The following is a 15,615-nucleotide window of genomic DNA, read 5'->3' as shown; positions in this document are numbered from 1 at the left end:
TTTCTCTCATTAGAGATCATTGGGCGGTAGAGAATAACTTACACTATTGTCTTGATGTTATTCTCGGTGAAGACCAATCGTTAAAGAGAAAGGACAACGAAGCGAAGAACTGGAATATAATCAACAAGATAGCTCTCTTCTTCCTCGAAAAGCAAAAAGAGAAAACAAAAATTCCAATGAAAAACCTAAGAAAGAGGAACGCAACTATGAAACCTTCTCAGATACTCGAATACAACTATCTATGATAATTCAAATGCGATTGCCCTGACATAGAAAGTGAGCGTGCGACTGCCGTTTCGCTCATAAAGCGTCACTTCCAGCTGCTTATCCTCCGATAGTGTGAACTGCTCCAAGGCAAAGACTATTCTCTCAGAGCGTCCCGCCCCAATCCACATCACCTGATGAAAGGCACGTAGTGGTTGTAGTATTCGCTCCTGTATAGCTGTATGCTTCGCCACCTTCTTGTCCACCACCTTGAACGTGATGAAGTCCACCGCATACGGCATATTAGACTCATTATCCATACGGACGTGGAAGTAAAGCAACCCATTGTGGGCATATAATCCACGTAGTAGGAAGCGCATCCCGAATTGCTTCGCCCCGACATGCTTGATGGTTCGCTTATCATTTTGGTAGATGCTCTTCATAATCAGCTTAACCAATATGGGCGACTCACTTCCCAGCTCTTTGAAGTAGATGTCAGCACGATTGCTCGGCAGTCTTCCCTCCGTAGGGGATAGAAAGTCCTTCATCTCCATGCTGAGCTTCTCTGGTTCATCCGCATACTTCACATTGAATGCGTAGAATGAGCCATCCTCACAGATGACGCTCATATTGGTCTCCGTCTCAAACTCTCGGACGGCAGCCTTTACACGCAGCACATTCTCCGCATCGTCAGCTTTCCCAGCAATAATATTTTGCGACCCGAGGTCTACATAGCGTATAGCTGCAGGAAAGATGAGATGCACCGTCTTTTCAAACGTGACCTCCAGCCCGTAGGGCAATACGACCCGTCCATTCGGTATCGATCGGCTCATCCCTTGGTAAAGGTCTCCGCTACTCAGTAGTTGATTGTTTCCCTCCACTTGTTGTGCCATAGCAGGGAGCGTTATCGTAGCACAAGCTACGATAGATAAAATCCATTTCTTCATAAGTATATCAGTTGTTATTGTTAGAGTTCTAAAAGCTTACTTCGTCTGTACAAGGAATAGTCTATATCCTCCTTTGAGCGTCACCTTAATCGTGCGGAGCTTCTTCTGTAGTAGTTGTCCAGCTCCCTGCATCACCCCTCTAGTCACCTCGGAGATGATTTGGTCTTTAGCCGATGAGGAAAAGGTGAAAGAGGTTCCCATCGATCCCCCGACATTTGCCCCCATCTCCTTGAGCGCCGACACCTCTTCAGAGCCAGGAATATAGACTCCCATCTGTCCGTCTGTATCATAGGCAGATAGTTTGACCGGCAGAATGCGACCATTCACCTCTATGCTCTTAATCAGCAGATGCATTCGGTTGCCATCTATCTTAGCTTGTGCCATTAAGAGACTATGCTTCGGGATTGAAGTTTGCTGCACCCGAGCCGTCTCCAGTAGGCGAAGAGCAACGTAGTCACCCTCTTTAAGAGTCGTTGTTTTGTCCACCACTACGCAAAGGGTATTGCGCTCGCCAGAGTGTGCGGAGCTATTAGAGAGCGAGTGAAAGCTCATATTCCGCTCCTTAGCTCCGTACATCTCCATAAACTCCTCGTCACTCATTGGCTGGTCCAGTGCTGAGACCAACGGCTTGTGGTCAGCTAATAGCTCCATCGGAGCCTCTTCCTTGGTAGCTCCTCCACTAGGCGGAGATACAACCTGCTGATCACTCATAGGCATAGCACCATGGGCAGGAGAGGCACCAGCTGCGGGCAAGTACTTAGCCGCCATTTGGTAGCTCTTCTCCATAAGAGCTAGTTGCTTAGCTTCCTCGTCATCGTCTTGTTGGCTAAGCTCGTGCAGTTCACGTCTAAGGTCATCAATCTCCTGTTGCATAGCTTCTCGCTCCTCCTCATAAGGGTCAGAGCCGTAGAAGTCCGCTAGCAGACGGTTGTTCTCCTCGTATCGTTGCATCGAAGACTCAATCTTATTCCCAACGACCGCCTCCTGCGGGTCGCTCTCAGACGAGCTTCCCTCCTGCTGAAAGTACTCCGACAGTCTCCCCACCTCCTCACGAGCTTGCTCCTCTTGAGTGGTATGGTCAACTAGTTCATAGGCTTTGAGTTTATTCTCCGTTAGCTTTTCGGTCGTAGCTTGTGGTATGTTGTCATTCAACCCCTCACCAGCGTCCGTTTGCTCCTTAGTGGCGGGTGCAAATATAAACCACATAGCAAGGGCAAAGATAATCCCTAGCCCTGCGAAGACTAACACCTTCTTCAATTGTTCTTTCTGTTTATGCTCCATAGTTACTAATCACTAAATGTTCCATTCTTTTGATGTAGGTTGTATCCCTCTGTATCGGGCTGTCCACCAGCTCTCCCATAGGGATAGGTGGCATCTCCTCTCGGTGCGGGAGGAAGAACTGTGCCACCATCCAGATTGAGCAGACTAGGTAGACGAAACTCAGTCCGTAGACAATAATCTGTCGCTGTCTGTTCGTTAGCATATTGCATCGCTCTCTTAGCCGTACCTGCCCCCTCAAATAGCTTCTTCTGAGGGTAGGTCTACTTCTCCGCTTCATATTCTTATCGCTTGTAAGTTTGGATGTCACGATTCTCTCGTACGAGGAAGTGCTCCATCAGAAACCCTTGCGGATTGTTGTCCGAGCGAACTGAGTTTTGTAGCGAGCAACTAGTCACCAAGCTCCGCTCCGTGACATTGCTCTGTCGGATAATAAACTGCCGAGCAAAGGTGGTTACTTCATAGGGGTATGAGTCAAAGTCACACCGTATGGAGTCAATCTCTATACGTTGGTTGACATTGCCCGAGATAGCTCGATTATAGTACCCCTTCTCCGCTAGATCCTTGTAGTAGTTAAAAGCGGACTTGTCGCATAGTTGGAAAGCACGCTCCATATTCTTCTCGATAGCATCCTTGTCGGGTGCAATCGTGAAGAAAAGCTCGTGAAAGCGTCTTACATGCTCTCGAGCCTCCACCGGGCGGTTCATCGAAGCGTCTTGGCTCAGAGCCAGCATCAGAGACTTCCCTTGGTCTAGTACGTACACCTTCTCACGCTGCTTCTTAGCAAAGCTGTACGAAGCATAGACCGCATAGCTACTGACCGCTATACAGACTATCGCAAAGATGATAGCGTAGAGCCTAATCTGCTTGAAAGAGGTCTCTATGTTTGTGAGTGATTTGAATTCCATATTCCATTATTCTAATTGTCTTATATCTAAAAACTTCTGAGGGGTAGTCTAGTGCCAATGCGCCTTGGCACTGTAGTGCCATACGGGTGAAACTCTAGTGCCACACGGCAGGCACTACGATCACCTTACCCAGTTGCTACATTGACACACATAGGAGGAGTAATCCTACCCACCTGACCGTCATACGACCGTCACGTGGTCATCGCATCCTCATCAAGCGTGTCATAGCCACCCTTTGGCTGAAGGGAGGCTATTTCCCCTTGATAAGAACCCCTTTGATACGTCCGCCTACGTTGCCAGCCATTGACCCAGTGGCACCAGCGACCGCCTTACCTCCCGTATAGGCACCCTGGGCACCTCGTTGCGCCGTCTGATTGACATTGCGTCCGTATGCCCCGATACCACCACCAGCCTCTATAATCCAGCCCGCTACCGTAGGAACACAGAAGTACCCCACGATACCGATCAAGAAGAAGACAATGTAGTACCAGCTACCCGAATCAGGCAGATAGTTGGGGTCACTCAATGCTGCAATATCCTTCTGCACCATCAACACCTGTATCTTTGTGAGGAGAGCCGAGAGGACAGAGCTCACGGGTAACCACAGATAGACCGATATGTAGCGTGAGAACCAAGCCGTAAGCGACCCCGACAAGCCATCCCAAACCGCAATACCAAAGACGATTGGTCCCAGTATGCTCAGCACGATAAGAAAGAAGGTACGGAGCGTATCAATAATCAGAGCAGCTGCATGGTATAGCAACTCTATGAGGTCATGGAGTTGCTTCATCAGCCATTGCTTTGTTTTGTAAGCAGCACGCTCGGCATACATTCCAGCGATGGTCACCGCATCGCTCGGGCCGATGATCCCCATCTCCTCTATCTTTTGGTCAAAAGCTTCATTGGAAACCAAGTAAGCCGTCTCGGGGTTACGGAGATAAGCAGCCTCTTGTAGTTTGTCTCGCTTAGCAACCAACTTGTCTAGTTGTACCGTCTGCTTATTGACCATTCGCTCTGTACCTTGTACCACAGGAGAGAGAATCGTATTCATCGTACCCAGCACAATCGTTGGGAAAAACATAATACAGAAGCCCAGCACAAAAGGTCGCAGTAAGGGGAAAAGGTCAATCGGCTCGGCACGAGACAACGAAGACCACACCCTGACGGCTACATAGAAGAGCGCTCCTAATCCCGCAATTCCCTTGGCAATGCCCGTCATCTCTCCACAGAGAGGCATCATCTCCTGATAGGTGGAGCGGAGTAATTCATGTAGTGATGCAAAGTCCATAGATCCTAACGGCTATTTTTACGTAGTCAGTCTTACCAATATCGGCTCTCTGGATTTCCATAAAGCGCTTTGACCGATGCTAGATCATTCTTCTCGTGAGCACGTACATAGCTCACGGAGATATTCTTTCGGGTGTAGTAAGAAACAATCGATCGATACTCACGTAGTGTCGTATAGATGCGGTCTATCATCTGCATACGCTCGCTATCATTCATCGAGAACACCTTGCTCTTAGCTACAGACTTGAGCTCCTTGAGACTCTCCCCACTCAGTTCCAAAAGCTTGGCATAGCCAGCAGCCATAGCTGCTAGCTCTGTGGGGCGGAAGTTAGGGTCCGCTAGCATCTTCTTGTAGGAGGTTACATAGATCTCTGATATGTCTCCCACCATTAGGATGCACTCCTTCACCTTGTAGGCATCGCCTATAAGGTTGTTCACCTGCTTGAGCGCATCGTAGTACTTCTTGGTGTCGTTGTACAGTTTCTCCACCTCCTTAAAACCACTTAGCGTGTTTTTGACCGTCTTCGAGGCGGTAGCAATCTCCTTAATGGAGTTAGCTATGTTGCCAGCAAAGTTCCCAGGGTCGGTCACCACCCACTGAGCGTGAGCTTGAGGGATAAATAGGCTCATTGCAAAGAGAGCCATCAGCAGATACTTTTTCATTGTCACTAGGTATTTGATTGTTACTATTATTGCTTATCTCTTTTCTCTATGGCGAGTTGTCGGATGGCTGACTCAATGTCACCTCCCAGCTGCTCCGCACGCTGCATCACCTCCAGCTTCTCTCGCTCCTCTGTCGTATAGGTGAGATACTCCTCCATACTCACCTCTGTAGCATAGACGGCACTCTGCATACCTCCCAGCCCGACCCACACCTCTTTGTAGAGTCGGTGAGGATCGTTGTTCTGATTGATTGAGAGGATTTGGCTCTTCTCCTTTTCGGAGAGACCCAGCATCGATTGGATACCATCAAACTTGGTCATGTACTTACGCTGATCTAGTAGGATCTTGCAGTCAGAGTTGTTGATGATACTCTCCTTCACTACGGGTGAAGAGATGATATCGTCTACCTCCTGCGTCACCACAATAGCCTCTCCGAAATACTTTCTGACCGTCTTGTAGAGATACTTAATGTAGTCCGCCATATTCTCCGAAGCGATCGCCTTCCAAGCCTCCTCGATGAGGATCATCTTGCGGATACCTTTCAGTCGGCGCATCTTATTGATAAAGGCTTCCATGATGATAATGGTCACCACGGGGAAGAGGTCTTTATTGTCCTTCACTTGGTCGATCTCGAAGACGATAAACCGTTTAGAGAGCAGGTCTATGTTCTTATCCGAGTTCAGTAGGAAGTCGTAACGACCACCTTTGTAGTACTGCTTGAGCGTAGTCAGAAGGTTATTGATATTGAAGTCTGAGAGCGTCACCTTGATATCTCGTTGCTCCATATCCTTACGATAGACATCTCTAAGATATTCGTAGAAGCTATTGAAGTTCGGGACGATACTGGCATCTGAGCAGATGAGTTCGATATAGGCATTGACAGCAGAGCCCAGCTCTCCAGCTTCAGTCTTGGTGACCCGCTCATCAGCACTCTTCCAAAGCGTCATCAGTAGGGTGCAGATACTCTCACGCTTCTCTACATCAAAGAACTTGTCATCCGTATAAAAAGGATTGAAGGAGATAGGATGGTCATGGGTGTAGGTGAAGTAGACTCCATCCTCCCCCTTTGTCTTACGATGGATTAGTTCGCACAACCCTTGATACGAGTTACCAGTATCGACCAAGAGGACATGTGCCCCCTGCTCGTAATATTGTCGTACCATATGGTTCGTAAAGAAACTCTTACCACTGCCCGAAGGTCCCAAGATAAACTTGTTGCGGTTGGTAATGATTCCTTGCTTCATCGGCAGATCAGATATGTCGAGATGTATCGGCTTACCTGATAATCTGTCTGCCATCTTAATCCCAAAGGGTGAGAGTGAGTCCTTGTAGTTGGTCTCTGCCGTGAAGAAACAGAGAGCTGGCTCAATGAAGGTGTAGAAAGACTCTTCTGCGGGAAAGTCACCTGCATTACCCGGGATAGCTGCCCAGTAGAGGGTCGCTGTATCGATGGTGTTATGCCTAGGACGGCACTCCATCAAGGCAAGTGCAGAACCCACATCATTCTTGACTTGTCGTAGCTCCTCTTCATCGTCACTCCATGCCAAGACATTAAAGTGAGCTCTAATGGAGGTGAGTCCCTGAGAGTGTGCTGTGTTGAGATACTCCTGTATCCACTCTTCGTTGATTTGATTACTACGGCTGTAGCGTGCTAGAGAGTGCATATTTCTAGCCTGCTTCTCAAAGCGCTGTAAGTTAGCCTCGCTATCTTCAATGAAGAGGTATTGATTGTAGATATGGTTGCAGGGGAGCATCAGCCCCACTGGAGAGGCAAAGGAGAGGCGGCAGTCTGAGCGGTCTGTTGATAATCGCTCATAGCGACCATCGGTACTGACAGTAGTGGGTAGATCATCCGTATCAGAGAGCGTATGCAGGCACAGCATATTGTCTCCCACACGTACAAGGTCTGCCCCTAAACGTATATCCTCCAATGTGCCGTGTCTGCTATCTGATAGAGAGAAGTAGCGATCTAATAGAGCAGCTTGCTCCCTAGAGCCGACCAGCTCAGCCTCGCTCATTCGAGCCAGCTTTATCAATTCGGATTCATTGATGATGCGTTCGAACTGATCCACCGACTCCATAAACTTCACCATCTCCTCTTCGTTGGTAATCTCTTTAGGGAGTAGATGACCTCTACAAAGCGTTGAGAAGTTACTCTGCTGTGCCATACGCTGTCTATTGCTCTTCGTGATAAAGAGGTAGACGGTATGGTTTAGATAGGGTCGCTCATTGAAGTGTCTCTCAGAGGCACGAGCGAGAAAGCTCAAAGGCTTTTCTTGACCACGCTTGCAAGTCGTATGGTAGCACTCCTTGATGAACCAATCTTGCTTGTGAACGATCGTGAAGTTGGGTAGCACCTTGATGGCTTTATGCCAAGTAGAGTGCATCGTCTCATACTCTGCAGATGTGACTGTAAAAAGCTCGGGTAGCTCCACTCGAAAAGCAACCGTCACATCAGCATCTTTACTGACAATGCACCCATGCTCTACACTCAGCAAGGGGAACTTTGACTCTAAGGTAGTTATCTTGCTTCTGTTTCTCATCATCTAGAGCTATTGAGTTGGTGAAAAAGCTGATAGACCGAACGGCGCTTCAAGAGATACCTCGGATGTCTTCTTATAGCTCCTCGCTTCATCAATCCATATTGACCATACTTGCGATTCATGGCGAACGTTTGCCACACCACAACGGTGGCACCCACTACGCCTATGCCCAAGCAGATGATCTGATTGATGCCACAGAGATAGAGAACCACTACAAGGATGAAGATGCCCAGTAACCCTCCTGCAAACAGGAAGAGGTAGTGAGCCTTCAAGCCCTTGAACTCCACCGTCCGACCGACTCCTTTATTTACTTCCCAACTAGCCATTAGAGGAAGAAGCTACGCAGGATGGTAGCAGCTACGATGAGGAAGATACAAGCTCCAAACCAGCTTGCAGCTGTCTTGCTCGTATCGGGGTCTCCTGAGCTAAACTTATTGTACACCTTGACACCGCCTATCAAGCCCACCACTGCCCCAATGGCATAGATGAGCTTGGTGGCTGGGTCAAAATAGGAAGTGACCATCTTGGTCGCTTCGTTGATGCCCGCCATACCATTGCCTTGGGCAAAGGCTGTCGCACCTGTCATCATCATGGTCAGGGCAAGCATCGCTAGGCGTTCCTTGCTAATCATTCGTCTGTTCATTGTCTGTCGTTATATCAAGTTGTTAAAGAATAATCTTGCTGTTCTATTGTTGGGTTACAAGTAGTAAGAGAGCGGTTTGTCTTCTTCTCCCGCTTCTGTCTCTACTAGGGAAGGTGCGGGTTCCTCTTCTAGCTCTTCAGCTTTCCGCAGGGCTGCAAAGAGATTGCGGTGAGCTTCCTCCACTTGTAGCGTATACTCTTTGAGCCGATCCATAAGCTCCGTTCCTCGCAAGGTGCGGAGCGTCTGGCACACCTCCTCTTCATTTTCATTAGTCAGTGAATCCTCTTGCTTACTCCATTGGCTAATACGAGATAAATCTCTTGCTAGGATGGCGGTCGGAGAGAGTTCGGGCATCGCCTCGCTGGCAATCTGTAACTCTTCCCGCAGGATGCTCTCCTCATCTAGATCCTCCATCGTGTAGGCAACTTGTATCTCGTTTTCTGCCTCAGGGATAGTTTCGCTTTCCGCTTCTAAAGGATCTGTAGCGTCATCTCTTTGCGTTGACTTATCACTATCTAACTCTGCAAATGTAGCGGGATTATCGTCCGCTTTTTCAGATGAGGAACTCTTAGGAACCATAGGGAAAGATGAGGAAACAAAAGGCTTGCTTTTGCCGACCAGTTTGTCTCTCACTGGTTCCTTACGCTCTTGATTGGAGTCTGCTTTTTCCGTCTTCTCTTTCTTGGCTGTAGCCTTTCTTGTAGGGTCTTGCTTAGAGCTGTTCAAGAGTCTCCGCCAATATGTGATGCCAAAGATCACCCACACAATCCCTAATAAGAGCAGTAAGCATCTCAATGTCTCTTCAATCATAGGTCAATAGTCTTATCTCGTCTCCGCTGAGAGGCGATTTGGTTCAATAGCTCCTGGTGCGTTTTCAAGTGATCCAGTATGATGTTCTCAATATAGCTTGTGATGGAGGTCTCTACACGGAGGTCACTCACCACATTTCGAAGTAGCTGTAGCACTTCTGTATGAATGCTGAAGCCAGACTTGTTGCGTCCGTCTCGTACAGATGTCAGAAAACGCTCTTCGTACGCTGCAAACTCTAGTGTCGATGAGCAACTCCTAGGAGTAGACTTCTTCTCCCCCTTGTCCGAAAGCTTTCTTTTAGAGCTGTGACGCTGAGATGCCTGAGGAGAGGTGGTCGGAGTTGAGGCTGTTGTCTCCTCAGTCTCTGAGACGGCATTACACTCTTCTTCAAGCGTTGGTTCTTCATCCAAATCTATCGGCTCATCAAAGTCTGGGATATTCTCAGCGGTACGCTTGGTGACCCCTATATTCGCCATCTCTCTCATCTTCGCTTGGAGCAGTCGCTCTCGCTGTTCTTTAAGTGAGCTCATACGCTTCTACCTTTTTGTAGTCCTAGCTTCTGCATCACCTCTTCCACCCATTCATCCACACCCGTCTGAGGGCGTAGCGTGGTAGCTGGAGGTAGGTAAGAGCAACGAAAGACTCCCTTGACACCCCCTTGAGCTAGCTCACGACTGAAGCGAACAGAATGGTAGATACGAGTGTCTAGGATCTTCAAGCCCTGCTCTTGCGCATGCTGGCTGAACAGTTCGATGACCATAGTGCTGGCACTGCGATTTACTTTGTTCCAAAGCAAAAAGAGATCTTGGATTTGAGACTCTGCAAAGCCTACACCTAGCTCTTGGATCGTCTTGGCATAAGCAAAGCTTGATGCCAACGATTGCGGGTCTGCCTCTATGGGGGAGATGATATAGTCCATCATAATGGATAGCTCCATCATAGCACTGGTAGCTACATGACCTGGGAAGTCGAATATGACGAGTTGGGGAGCTGTCGGTGCTTTACTCAAGTATTGCTCTGTATTGCTTATCGCCTGCTCTAGATTGCTTCGGATAATCTGGTAAGACTTCTTCCCATATTGGGCAAGTCGCTCGTGGAGTGCCTTCCCTATATCTGGAGAGGTTCCAATAAGATCTCTGTCACGCTCTCTGAGCTTGAAAAATGACTCCTGCGTACCATCGCAGTCCACTACAACAAGAGGGATGTCCTTCTCGTAGTATAAAATAGATGCTAGCACTTCGGCTAGCGTACTCTTACCGACTCCTCCTTTTTGTGAGGCGAAGCCTAAGTAGAGCGGGCGGTTGTTTGGTCTGTCCATATCGTTCTTTGGTTACTACTTATGTTATAAGCCTATGGGGCGATTGTTTCACTCTAAATCTAACTCAAGAGTTAGGTCTTGACTCAACTCAAAATTGACTTAGCTCAAGAGTTAGGTTTTGACTTAGCTCAAAATTGACTCAACTCAAGAGTTAGGTCTTGACTCAGCTCAAAATTGACTTAGCTCAAGAGTTGGGTTTTGACTTAACTCAAGATTGACTTAGCTCAAGAGTTAGGTTTTGACTTAACTCAAAATTGACTTAACTCATGACTGAGTTTGGTTGCAAAATAACTAGCTCTTAACCTAAGTCTCAACCTCTAGTGAAGTATGAGGAAAAGGAGTGAAATCATAGGAATGTCGTTTATAGTGAATTAGTTACAAGGTCGCTGTAACTTTGCAGGCAGATAGAAATCGTGGAGCTTTTCTCCCCGAAGTAGACACCCCCGAGGGGTGGATACTTCATCGTAACACTTCTTGATATTGGCAAGGTGTGTCTTTGTAACACAAACCGCATTTTGTACCACAAAGACCCTTGCCCCGAAGGGGAGAAGAATTACTCCAAAGTCGTAATTAGAAAACAAATAGATATGGATAAGAAAGAGGAGCATCGTTCTGAACGAAAAGCGGCAGAAAAACCTCGCTGGGACAACTGGCATGTACGCTTGCCTGACCCGAAAGACCAGCAACGAGCGATTGATTTGTTCCATAAATCAGGGGCGGAAACGAAGTCCGACTTCGTGCGGGCAAGGATATTGGGAGAGCATTTCAAGGTGATAACGGTAGATAAGTCTGCCGTGGAGTACTATCGTAAGCTTTCCGAGTTAACTGCCCAGATCCATAAGATAGGCGTGCTGTATAACCAAGCTGTACGAGCCATCAACAGTTATCATAGCGTGAAGACTGCTCAGATACTGCTTGAGAAGCTGGAGCAACTGTCAGCTAAGATCATTACTTTGCAGGAGCAGGCTATCTCTCTGACCATTGATTACCGCAAGCAATGATTGCCAAGATTTCAGCAACGGAGAACCTCGGAGGTGCACTCGGCTACAACTTCAAGAAGGTGAATAAGAAGGAAGCGACACTTCTGCTGGCACATGGCTTGTACCAAAATAGAGCGGGCGAATATACGATGTCGGAGGTCCTTGCAGATATGCAAGCATTGATACCCGAAAAGTGTCGAACAAAGAAAACGGTCTTCCATTGCTCGCTCAATCCGCATCCAGACGAGAAGCTATCCGATGAAACGCTCTCGCAGATAGCTAAGGAGTATATGGAGGCTCTGGGCTATGGCAAGCAACCCTACATTGTGTTCAAGCACAATGATATCGCCCGTGAGCATATACACATCGTATCGCTAAGGGTAGACGGTGATGGTCGAAAGATCAATGACAAGTTTGAAGGCAGACGAAGCAAGAAAATTACGGATGCGCTGGAGAAGAAGTACCATCTAATTCCCAGCACAGAGATTACAGATAAATCGCTACAAGAGCTCTCAAAAGTGGATATGGCAAAAGGAAATATCAAAGAGCAGGTAGCATCTATAGCTCGTTCTGTTCTGAAGCATTACCGCTTCTGTTCGTTGGGAGAACTCAATGCCATTCTTTCCCACTACAATCTTGCCGTGGAAGAAGTCAAGACAGAGTTTCGAGGGAAGAAGTACGATGGACTGGTCTATGTACCGACTGATGATAAAGGCGATAAGGTAAGTACACCCATCCATGCCTCGGAGATAGGTCGTGGTGTGGGCTATACAGCCGTGCAGAATAGGATGCAACAATCCAAGCAAGCTATCAAGCCACTGATACCAGCCGTAAGGGAGAAAGTCTTACAAGTAATGCGTACTTCTCCCCAGACAGAGGAAGCACTGCGACATCGATTGGAGGAGCAAGGCTTGCGAACGGTTATCCGAAAGAATGAGAGCGGGCGTATCTATGGTATTACGTTCATAGACGATGCGAATGGCATTGCACTCAATGGCTCCCGACTAGGCAAGGGGTACTCAGCCAATACATTTAATACCTACCTCTCCAACCCGACCTACAATCCATTTATGGATGAAACATTGTATGGCACTTATTCCTCTCAATTGAAAGAAGAAGTTCCACACGCTCAACCGTTACAGTCAGATGCGGACGAGGGAGATAATCTTGTCGATGAACTGGTAGATGATATTGTCGGTGACCTTCCTCTCGGTAGTAGCAATGATGATTGGAAAGAGGCGGCTTGGCAACGGAAACTTCGCAGGCAGAGCAAGGTTCATCTCAGACGACGGAAGAGGTAGGTCAAGGCAGGGCATGATAAAGAGGAGGGCATCGCACTCTTCACGGAGGAAATCGGAAATAGAGACGGAGGAAAAAAGAAATCTCCACGGAAGGACAAAGTAATAGTTCGGAAGAGTGAAATCAAACTTCGGAAGAATGGAATGAAACTTCCGAGGAAATAGATCGCCCCTCCGTGGCAAATAGAAAATGGTCACGTAGGTATCTACTGTTTTCTCTGTGAAGATATAGTTCGGTGAAAAGGGGAAGCAGCGAAGCCTACGCATTTGACTTTGACGAAATAGTGATTAGACAACGATTAAACAACAGATAATTATGGCACAAGAAGATGATTTGAGAGCATTGGGCAAGATTATGGACTTTATGAGAGGGATCTCTGTACTATTCCTCCTCATTAACTGCTACTGGTTTTGCTACGAAGCATTCCACACTTGGGGCTTGACGCTCTCGGTACTTGATAAGATTCTGATGAACTTTCAACGAACAGCAGGGCTCTTCTCCTCGATTCTTTGGACGAAGCTCTTTTGTGTGCTGTTCCTTGCTCTTTCTTGCTTAGGAACTCGTGGTGTAAAGGAAGAGAAGATTACTTGGGCTAAGATTTGGACGGTCTTAGCCATTGGGTTTGTGCTATTCTTCCTCAATTGGTGGCTGCTGGCACTTCCGATTGGAGTCGTTGGTGCAGCTTCGCTCTACATCTTCACTGTCTCTGTGGGGTATATCTGCCTGCTAATGGCTGGCGTATGGATGAGTCGTCTGCTGAAAAACAACCTTATGGACGATGTATTCAATACAGAGAATGAGAGTTTCATGCAAGAGACGAGACTGATGGAGAACGAGTACTCGGTCAATCTGCCGACACGCTTTTACTACAAGAAGAAATGGAACAATGGCTGGATCAATGTGGTCAATCCGTTTCGAGCTTCAATGGTCTTGGGTACGCCTGGCTCGGGCAAGTCTTTCGCTATCGTGAATAACTACATCAAGCAGCAGATTGAGAAAGGCTTTGCAATGTACATCTATGACTACAAGTTCCCAGACCTATCGGAGATTGCTTACAATCACTTACGAAATCACCTTGATGCTTATGAGGTGAAGCCCCAATTCTATGTGATTAACTTTGATGATCCTCGTAAGTCGCACCGCTGTAATCCCATCAATCCAGCCTTTATGACGGATATATCAGATGCTTACGAGAGTGCTTACACCATCATGCTCAATCTGAACCGCTCGTGGATTCAGAAGCAGGGAGATTTCTTTGTGGAGTCTCCAATTATCTTGCTTGCAGCTATCATCTGGTATCTGAAGATTTATGAGAATGGAAAGTACTGCACCTTTCCACATGCTATAGAATTCTTGAATCGACCGTATGCCCAGATATTCCCGATACTCACCTCTTACGATGAGCTGGCGAACTACCTTTCGCCTTTTATGGACGCTTGGGAGGGTGGTGCACAAGATCAGTTACAGGGGCAGATAGCATCAGCGAAGATTCCTTTGTCAAGAATGATTTCTCCCGCCTTATATTGGGTGATGACGGGCGATGACTTCTCTCTAGACATCAGCAATCCAAATGAGCCGAAAGTGCTTGTGGTAGGGAACAACCCCGACCGACAAAACATCTATTCGGCTGCTCTTGGACTCTACAATAGTCGCATTGTGAAGCTTATCAATAAGAAGCATCAACTTAAGAGCTCGGTGATTATAGATGAGCTACCTACTATCTACTTCCGTGGTCTCGATAACCTGATCGCCACAGCTCGTAGTAACAAGGTGGCAGTTTGCTTGGGGTTTCAGGACTTCTCGCAGCTGACCCGCGACTATGGGGATAAGGAGAGTAAGGTGATACAGAACACCGTGGGTAATGTCTTTAGCGGACAGGTCGTGGGAGAAACGGCTAAGACGCTTTCCGAGCGTTTTGGTAAGGTTCTACAGCAACGGCAGTCGATGACCATCAACCGTAATGACAAGTCCACATCTATATCTACGCAGATGGATAGCTTGATTCCTGCAAGTAAGATTAGTAACCTTACACAAGGTATGTTCGTTGGGACTGTCTCTGACAATTTCGATGAACGCATCGATCAGAAAATCTTCCACGCTGAGATCGTTGTGGATGTTGCCAAGGTCTCTGCTGAAACGAAAGCTTACCAGCCTATCCCCATCATAGCGGACTTCACAAACGAAAATGGCTCCGATAATCTCAAAGAGACTATTGAAGCCAATTATCGCCAAGTCAAGCAAGAGGTGCTATCCCTCGTAAGTACTGAGACTGAACGTATTAAGAACGACCCAGAACTGAAACACCTCATTAAAGAATAAGAAATATTCTTGTTGCACTTGACACTGGAATGTGCGCGATAAGGTCAAAATACAAATCTTTGTTGTTTTCCTTAGAATTGTCTATATGACAACATGCTGTGAGATAGCGAGCAAACACCTTTCTTTTCTCTAAGTGCAATTCATCCTTTGTCTTTTGAAGTGCCACAAGAATATCCCTTATATATCCAGCCGATTCACGATAACTATTATTTACTGCCCCCTCTTTAAGTAATGACAATTGTTCTTCATGGTTTCTCAGAAGATCAACAATGTTATTGTATTGTATGTCATAAAATAATTATCCGCTATTGAAACAAAAGCGGATAAAACTGGTATGGCCTTCATGATTTATTTTAGAACAGAGCTACTTACGGATGAAGGCAATTCAATTTTTTCAAGATCTGTTGCATTCATAG

Annotated in this window: 15 protein-coding genes and 1 pseudogene; 4 read left to right on the top strand and 12 right to left on the bottom strand. The window is 47.0% G+C overall.

Annotated elements, in window-relative coordinates; all coding sequences use genetic code 11:
- Positions 1–245 (top strand): annotated as a pseudogene (locus tag A3GG_RS13695) (ISAs1 family transposase); the annotation flags it as partial.
- Here the strand turns inward: A3GG_RS13695 and traN are convergent.
- The 12 genes from traN to A3GG_RS0103035 form a co-directional block, all read right to left on the bottom strand.
- Entirely contained in the window at positions 240–1,151 is a 912-nt protein-coding gene (gene traN, locus A3GG_RS0103090; RefSeq protein WP_018357859.1) for a conjugative transposon protein TraN, read from the bottom strand. The pseudogene A3GG_RS13695 and the gene traN overlap by 6 nt on opposite strands.
- Before the next feature lie 36 nt (positions 1,152–1,187).
- Positions 1,188–2,432 (bottom strand): conjugative transposon protein TraM, encoded by a 1,245-nt coding sequence (gene traM, locus A3GG_RS0103085; protein ID WP_018357858.1) that lies wholly within the window; start codon positions 2,430–2,432, stop codon positions 1,188–1,190.
- Positions 2,422–2,709, bottom strand: coding sequence for a hypothetical protein (locus A3GG_RS0103080; RefSeq protein ID WP_026215573.1), 288 nt, complete (start codon positions 2,707–2,709; stop codon positions 2,422–2,424). The genes traM and A3GG_RS0103080 overlap by 11 nt, the downstream gene beginning before the upstream one ends.
- Before the next feature lie 4 nt (positions 2,710–2,713).
- Positions 2,714–3,337, bottom strand: a complete 624-nt coding sequence (gene traK / locus A3GG_RS0103075) for a conjugative transposon protein TraK (protein ID WP_004330615.1) — start codon at positions 3,335–3,337, stop codon at positions 2,714–2,716.
- Between the two features lie 250 nt (positions 3,338–3,587).
- Positions 3,588–4,625 carry a conjugative transposon protein TraJ gene (gene traJ / locus A3GG_RS0103070; RefSeq protein ID WP_018357856.1) on the bottom strand — a complete coding sequence of 346 codons (1,038 nt, stop codon included), beginning with the start codon at positions 4,623–4,625 and terminating at the stop codon, positions 3,588–3,590.
- Positions 4,626–4,657: 32 nt separating this feature from the next.
- Positions 4,658–5,287, bottom strand: a complete 630-nt coding sequence (locus tag A3GG_RS0103065) for a DUF4141 domain-containing protein (RefSeq protein ID WP_004330928.1) — start codon at positions 5,285–5,287, stop codon at positions 4,658–4,660.
- 26 nt (positions 5,288–5,313) lie between these two features.
- Entirely contained in the window at positions 5,314–7,830 is a 2,517-nt protein-coding gene (locus tag A3GG_RS0103060; RefSeq protein WP_026215572.1) for a TraG family conjugative transposon ATPase, read from the bottom strand.
- Positions 7,830–8,156: a DUF4133 domain-containing protein gene (locus tag A3GG_RS0103055; protein ID WP_026215571.1), complete on the bottom strand. Its 327-nt coding sequence runs from the start codon at positions 8,154–8,156 to the stop codon at positions 7,830–7,832. Before A3GG_RS0103055 ends, A3GG_RS0103060 begins: the two co-directional genes overlap by 1 nt.
- The gene (locus A3GG_RS0103050) at positions 8,156–8,461 is read right to left on the bottom strand and encodes a DUF4134 domain-containing protein (protein ID WP_018357853.1); all 306 of its coding nucleotides are present in this window, start codon (positions 8,459–8,461) and stop codon (positions 8,156–8,158) included. The genes A3GG_RS0103055 and A3GG_RS0103050 overlap by 1 nt, the downstream gene beginning before the upstream one ends.
- 66 nt (positions 8,462–8,527) lie before the next feature.
- Positions 8,528–9,283: a hypothetical protein gene (locus tag A3GG_RS0103045; RefSeq protein WP_018357852.1), complete on the bottom strand. Its 756-nt coding sequence runs from the start codon at positions 9,281–9,283 to the stop codon at positions 8,528–8,530.
- Positions 9,280–9,813 (bottom strand): DUF3408 domain-containing protein, encoded by a 534-nt coding sequence (locus tag A3GG_RS0103040; RefSeq protein WP_018357851.1) that lies wholly within the window; start codon positions 9,811–9,813, stop codon positions 9,280–9,282. Before A3GG_RS0103040 ends, A3GG_RS0103045 begins: the two co-directional genes overlap by 4 nt.
- Positions 9,810–10,601: a ParA family protein gene (locus A3GG_RS0103035; RefSeq protein ID WP_018357850.1), complete on the bottom strand. Its 792-nt coding sequence runs from the start codon at positions 10,599–10,601 to the stop codon at positions 9,810–9,812. The genes A3GG_RS0103040 and A3GG_RS0103035 overlap by 4 nt, the downstream gene beginning before the upstream one ends.
- Before the next feature lie 587 nt (positions 10,602–11,188).
- On the opposite strand from A3GG_RS0103035, the gene A3GG_RS0103030 reads away from it, so the two are divergent.
- The 3 genes from A3GG_RS0103030 to mobC all read left to right on the top strand — a co-directional run bounded on the left by A3GG_RS0103030 (position 11,189) and on the right by mobC (position 15,199).
- The gene (locus tag A3GG_RS0103030; RefSeq protein WP_018357849.1) at positions 11,189–11,602 is read left to right on the top strand and encodes a plasmid mobilization protein; all 414 of its coding nucleotides are present in this window, start codon (positions 11,189–11,191) and stop codon (positions 11,600–11,602) included.
- Positions 11,599–12,882 carry a conjugal transfer protein MobB gene (mobB, locus tag A3GG_RS0103025; protein ID WP_018357848.1) on the top strand — a complete coding sequence of 428 codons (1,284 nt, stop codon included), beginning with the start codon at positions 11,599–11,601 and terminating at the stop codon, positions 12,880–12,882. The genes A3GG_RS0103030 and mobB overlap by 4 nt, the downstream gene beginning before the upstream one ends.
- Before the next feature lie 313 nt (positions 12,883–13,195).
- Complete coding sequence (mobC, locus tag A3GG_RS0103020) at positions 13,196–15,199, top strand: conjugal transfer protein MobC (RefSeq protein ID WP_018357847.1); 2,004 nt, start codon at positions 13,196–13,198, stop codon at positions 15,197–15,199.
- The last annotated feature ends 416 nt before the right edge of the window (positions 15,200–15,615 follow it).

The organism is Porphyromonas levii DSM 23370 (assembly GCF_000379925.1).
GTDB lineage: Bacteria > Bacteroidota > Bacteroidia > Bacteroidales > Porphyromonadaceae > Porphyromonas_A > Porphyromonas_A levii.
The sequence above is the reverse complement of the archived record's forward strand: the minus strand, read 5'-3'. Positions and strand labels throughout refer to the sequence as shown.

Excerpts from the sequence above, each read along its gene's own strand:
- A3GG_RS0103050 (WP_018357853.1), bottom strand. The coding sequence starts at position 8,461 with ATGATTAGCAAGGAACGCCTAGCGATGCTTGCCCTGACCATGATGATG.
- A3GG_RS0103080 (WP_026215573.1), bottom strand. The coding sequence starts at position 2,709 with ATGAAGCGGAGAAGTAGACCTACCCTCAGAAGAAGCTATTTGAGGGGG.
- A3GG_RS0103030 (WP_018357849.1), top strand. The coding sequence starts at position 11,189 with ATGGATAAGAAAGAGGAGCATCGTTCTGAACGAAAAGCGGCAGAAAAA.
- A3GG_RS0103035 (WP_018357850.1), bottom strand. The coding sequence starts at position 10,601 with ATGGACAGACCAAACAACCGCCCGCTCTACTTAGGCTTCGCCTCACAA.
- A3GG_RS0103040 (WP_018357851.1), bottom strand. The coding sequence starts at position 9,813 with ATGAGCTCACTTAAAGAACAGCGAGAGCGACTGCTCCAAGCGAAGATG.
- A3GG_RS0103065 (WP_004330928.1), bottom strand. The coding sequence starts at position 5,287 with ATGAAAAAGTATCTGCTGATGGCTCTCTTTGCAATGAGCCTATTTATC.
- A3GG_RS0103055 (WP_026215571.1), bottom strand. The coding sequence starts at position 8,156 with ATGGCTAGTTGGGAAGTAAATAAAGGAGTCGGTCGGACGGTGGAGTTC.
- traJ (WP_018357856.1), bottom strand. The coding sequence starts at position 4,625 with ATGGACTTTGCATCACTACATGAATTACTCCGCTCCACCTATCAGGAG.
- mobC (WP_018357847.1), top strand. The coding sequence starts at position 13,196 with ATGGCACAAGAAGATGATTTGAGAGCATTGGGCAAGATTATGGACTTT.
- A3GG_RS0103045 (WP_018357852.1), bottom strand. The coding sequence starts at position 9,283 with ATGATTGAAGAGACATTGAGATGCTTACTGCTCTTATTAGGGATTGTG.
- traN (WP_018357859.1), bottom strand. The coding sequence starts at position 1,151 with ATGAAGAAATGGATTTTATCTATCGTAGCTTGTGCTACGATAACGCTC.
- A3GG_RS0103060 (WP_026215572.1), bottom strand. The coding sequence starts at position 7,830 with ATGAGAAACAGAAGCAAGATAACTACCTTAGAGTCAAAGTTCCCCTTG.
- traM (WP_018357858.1), bottom strand. The coding sequence starts at position 2,432 with ATGGAGCATAAACAGAAAGAACAATTGAAGAAGGTGTTAGTCTTCGCA.
- mobB (WP_018357848.1), top strand. The coding sequence starts at position 11,599 with ATGATTGCCAAGATTTCAGCAACGGAGAACCTCGGAGGTGCACTCGGC.
- traK (WP_004330615.1), bottom strand. The coding sequence starts at position 3,337 with ATGGAATTCAAATCACTCACAAACATAGAGACCTCTTTCAAGCAGATT.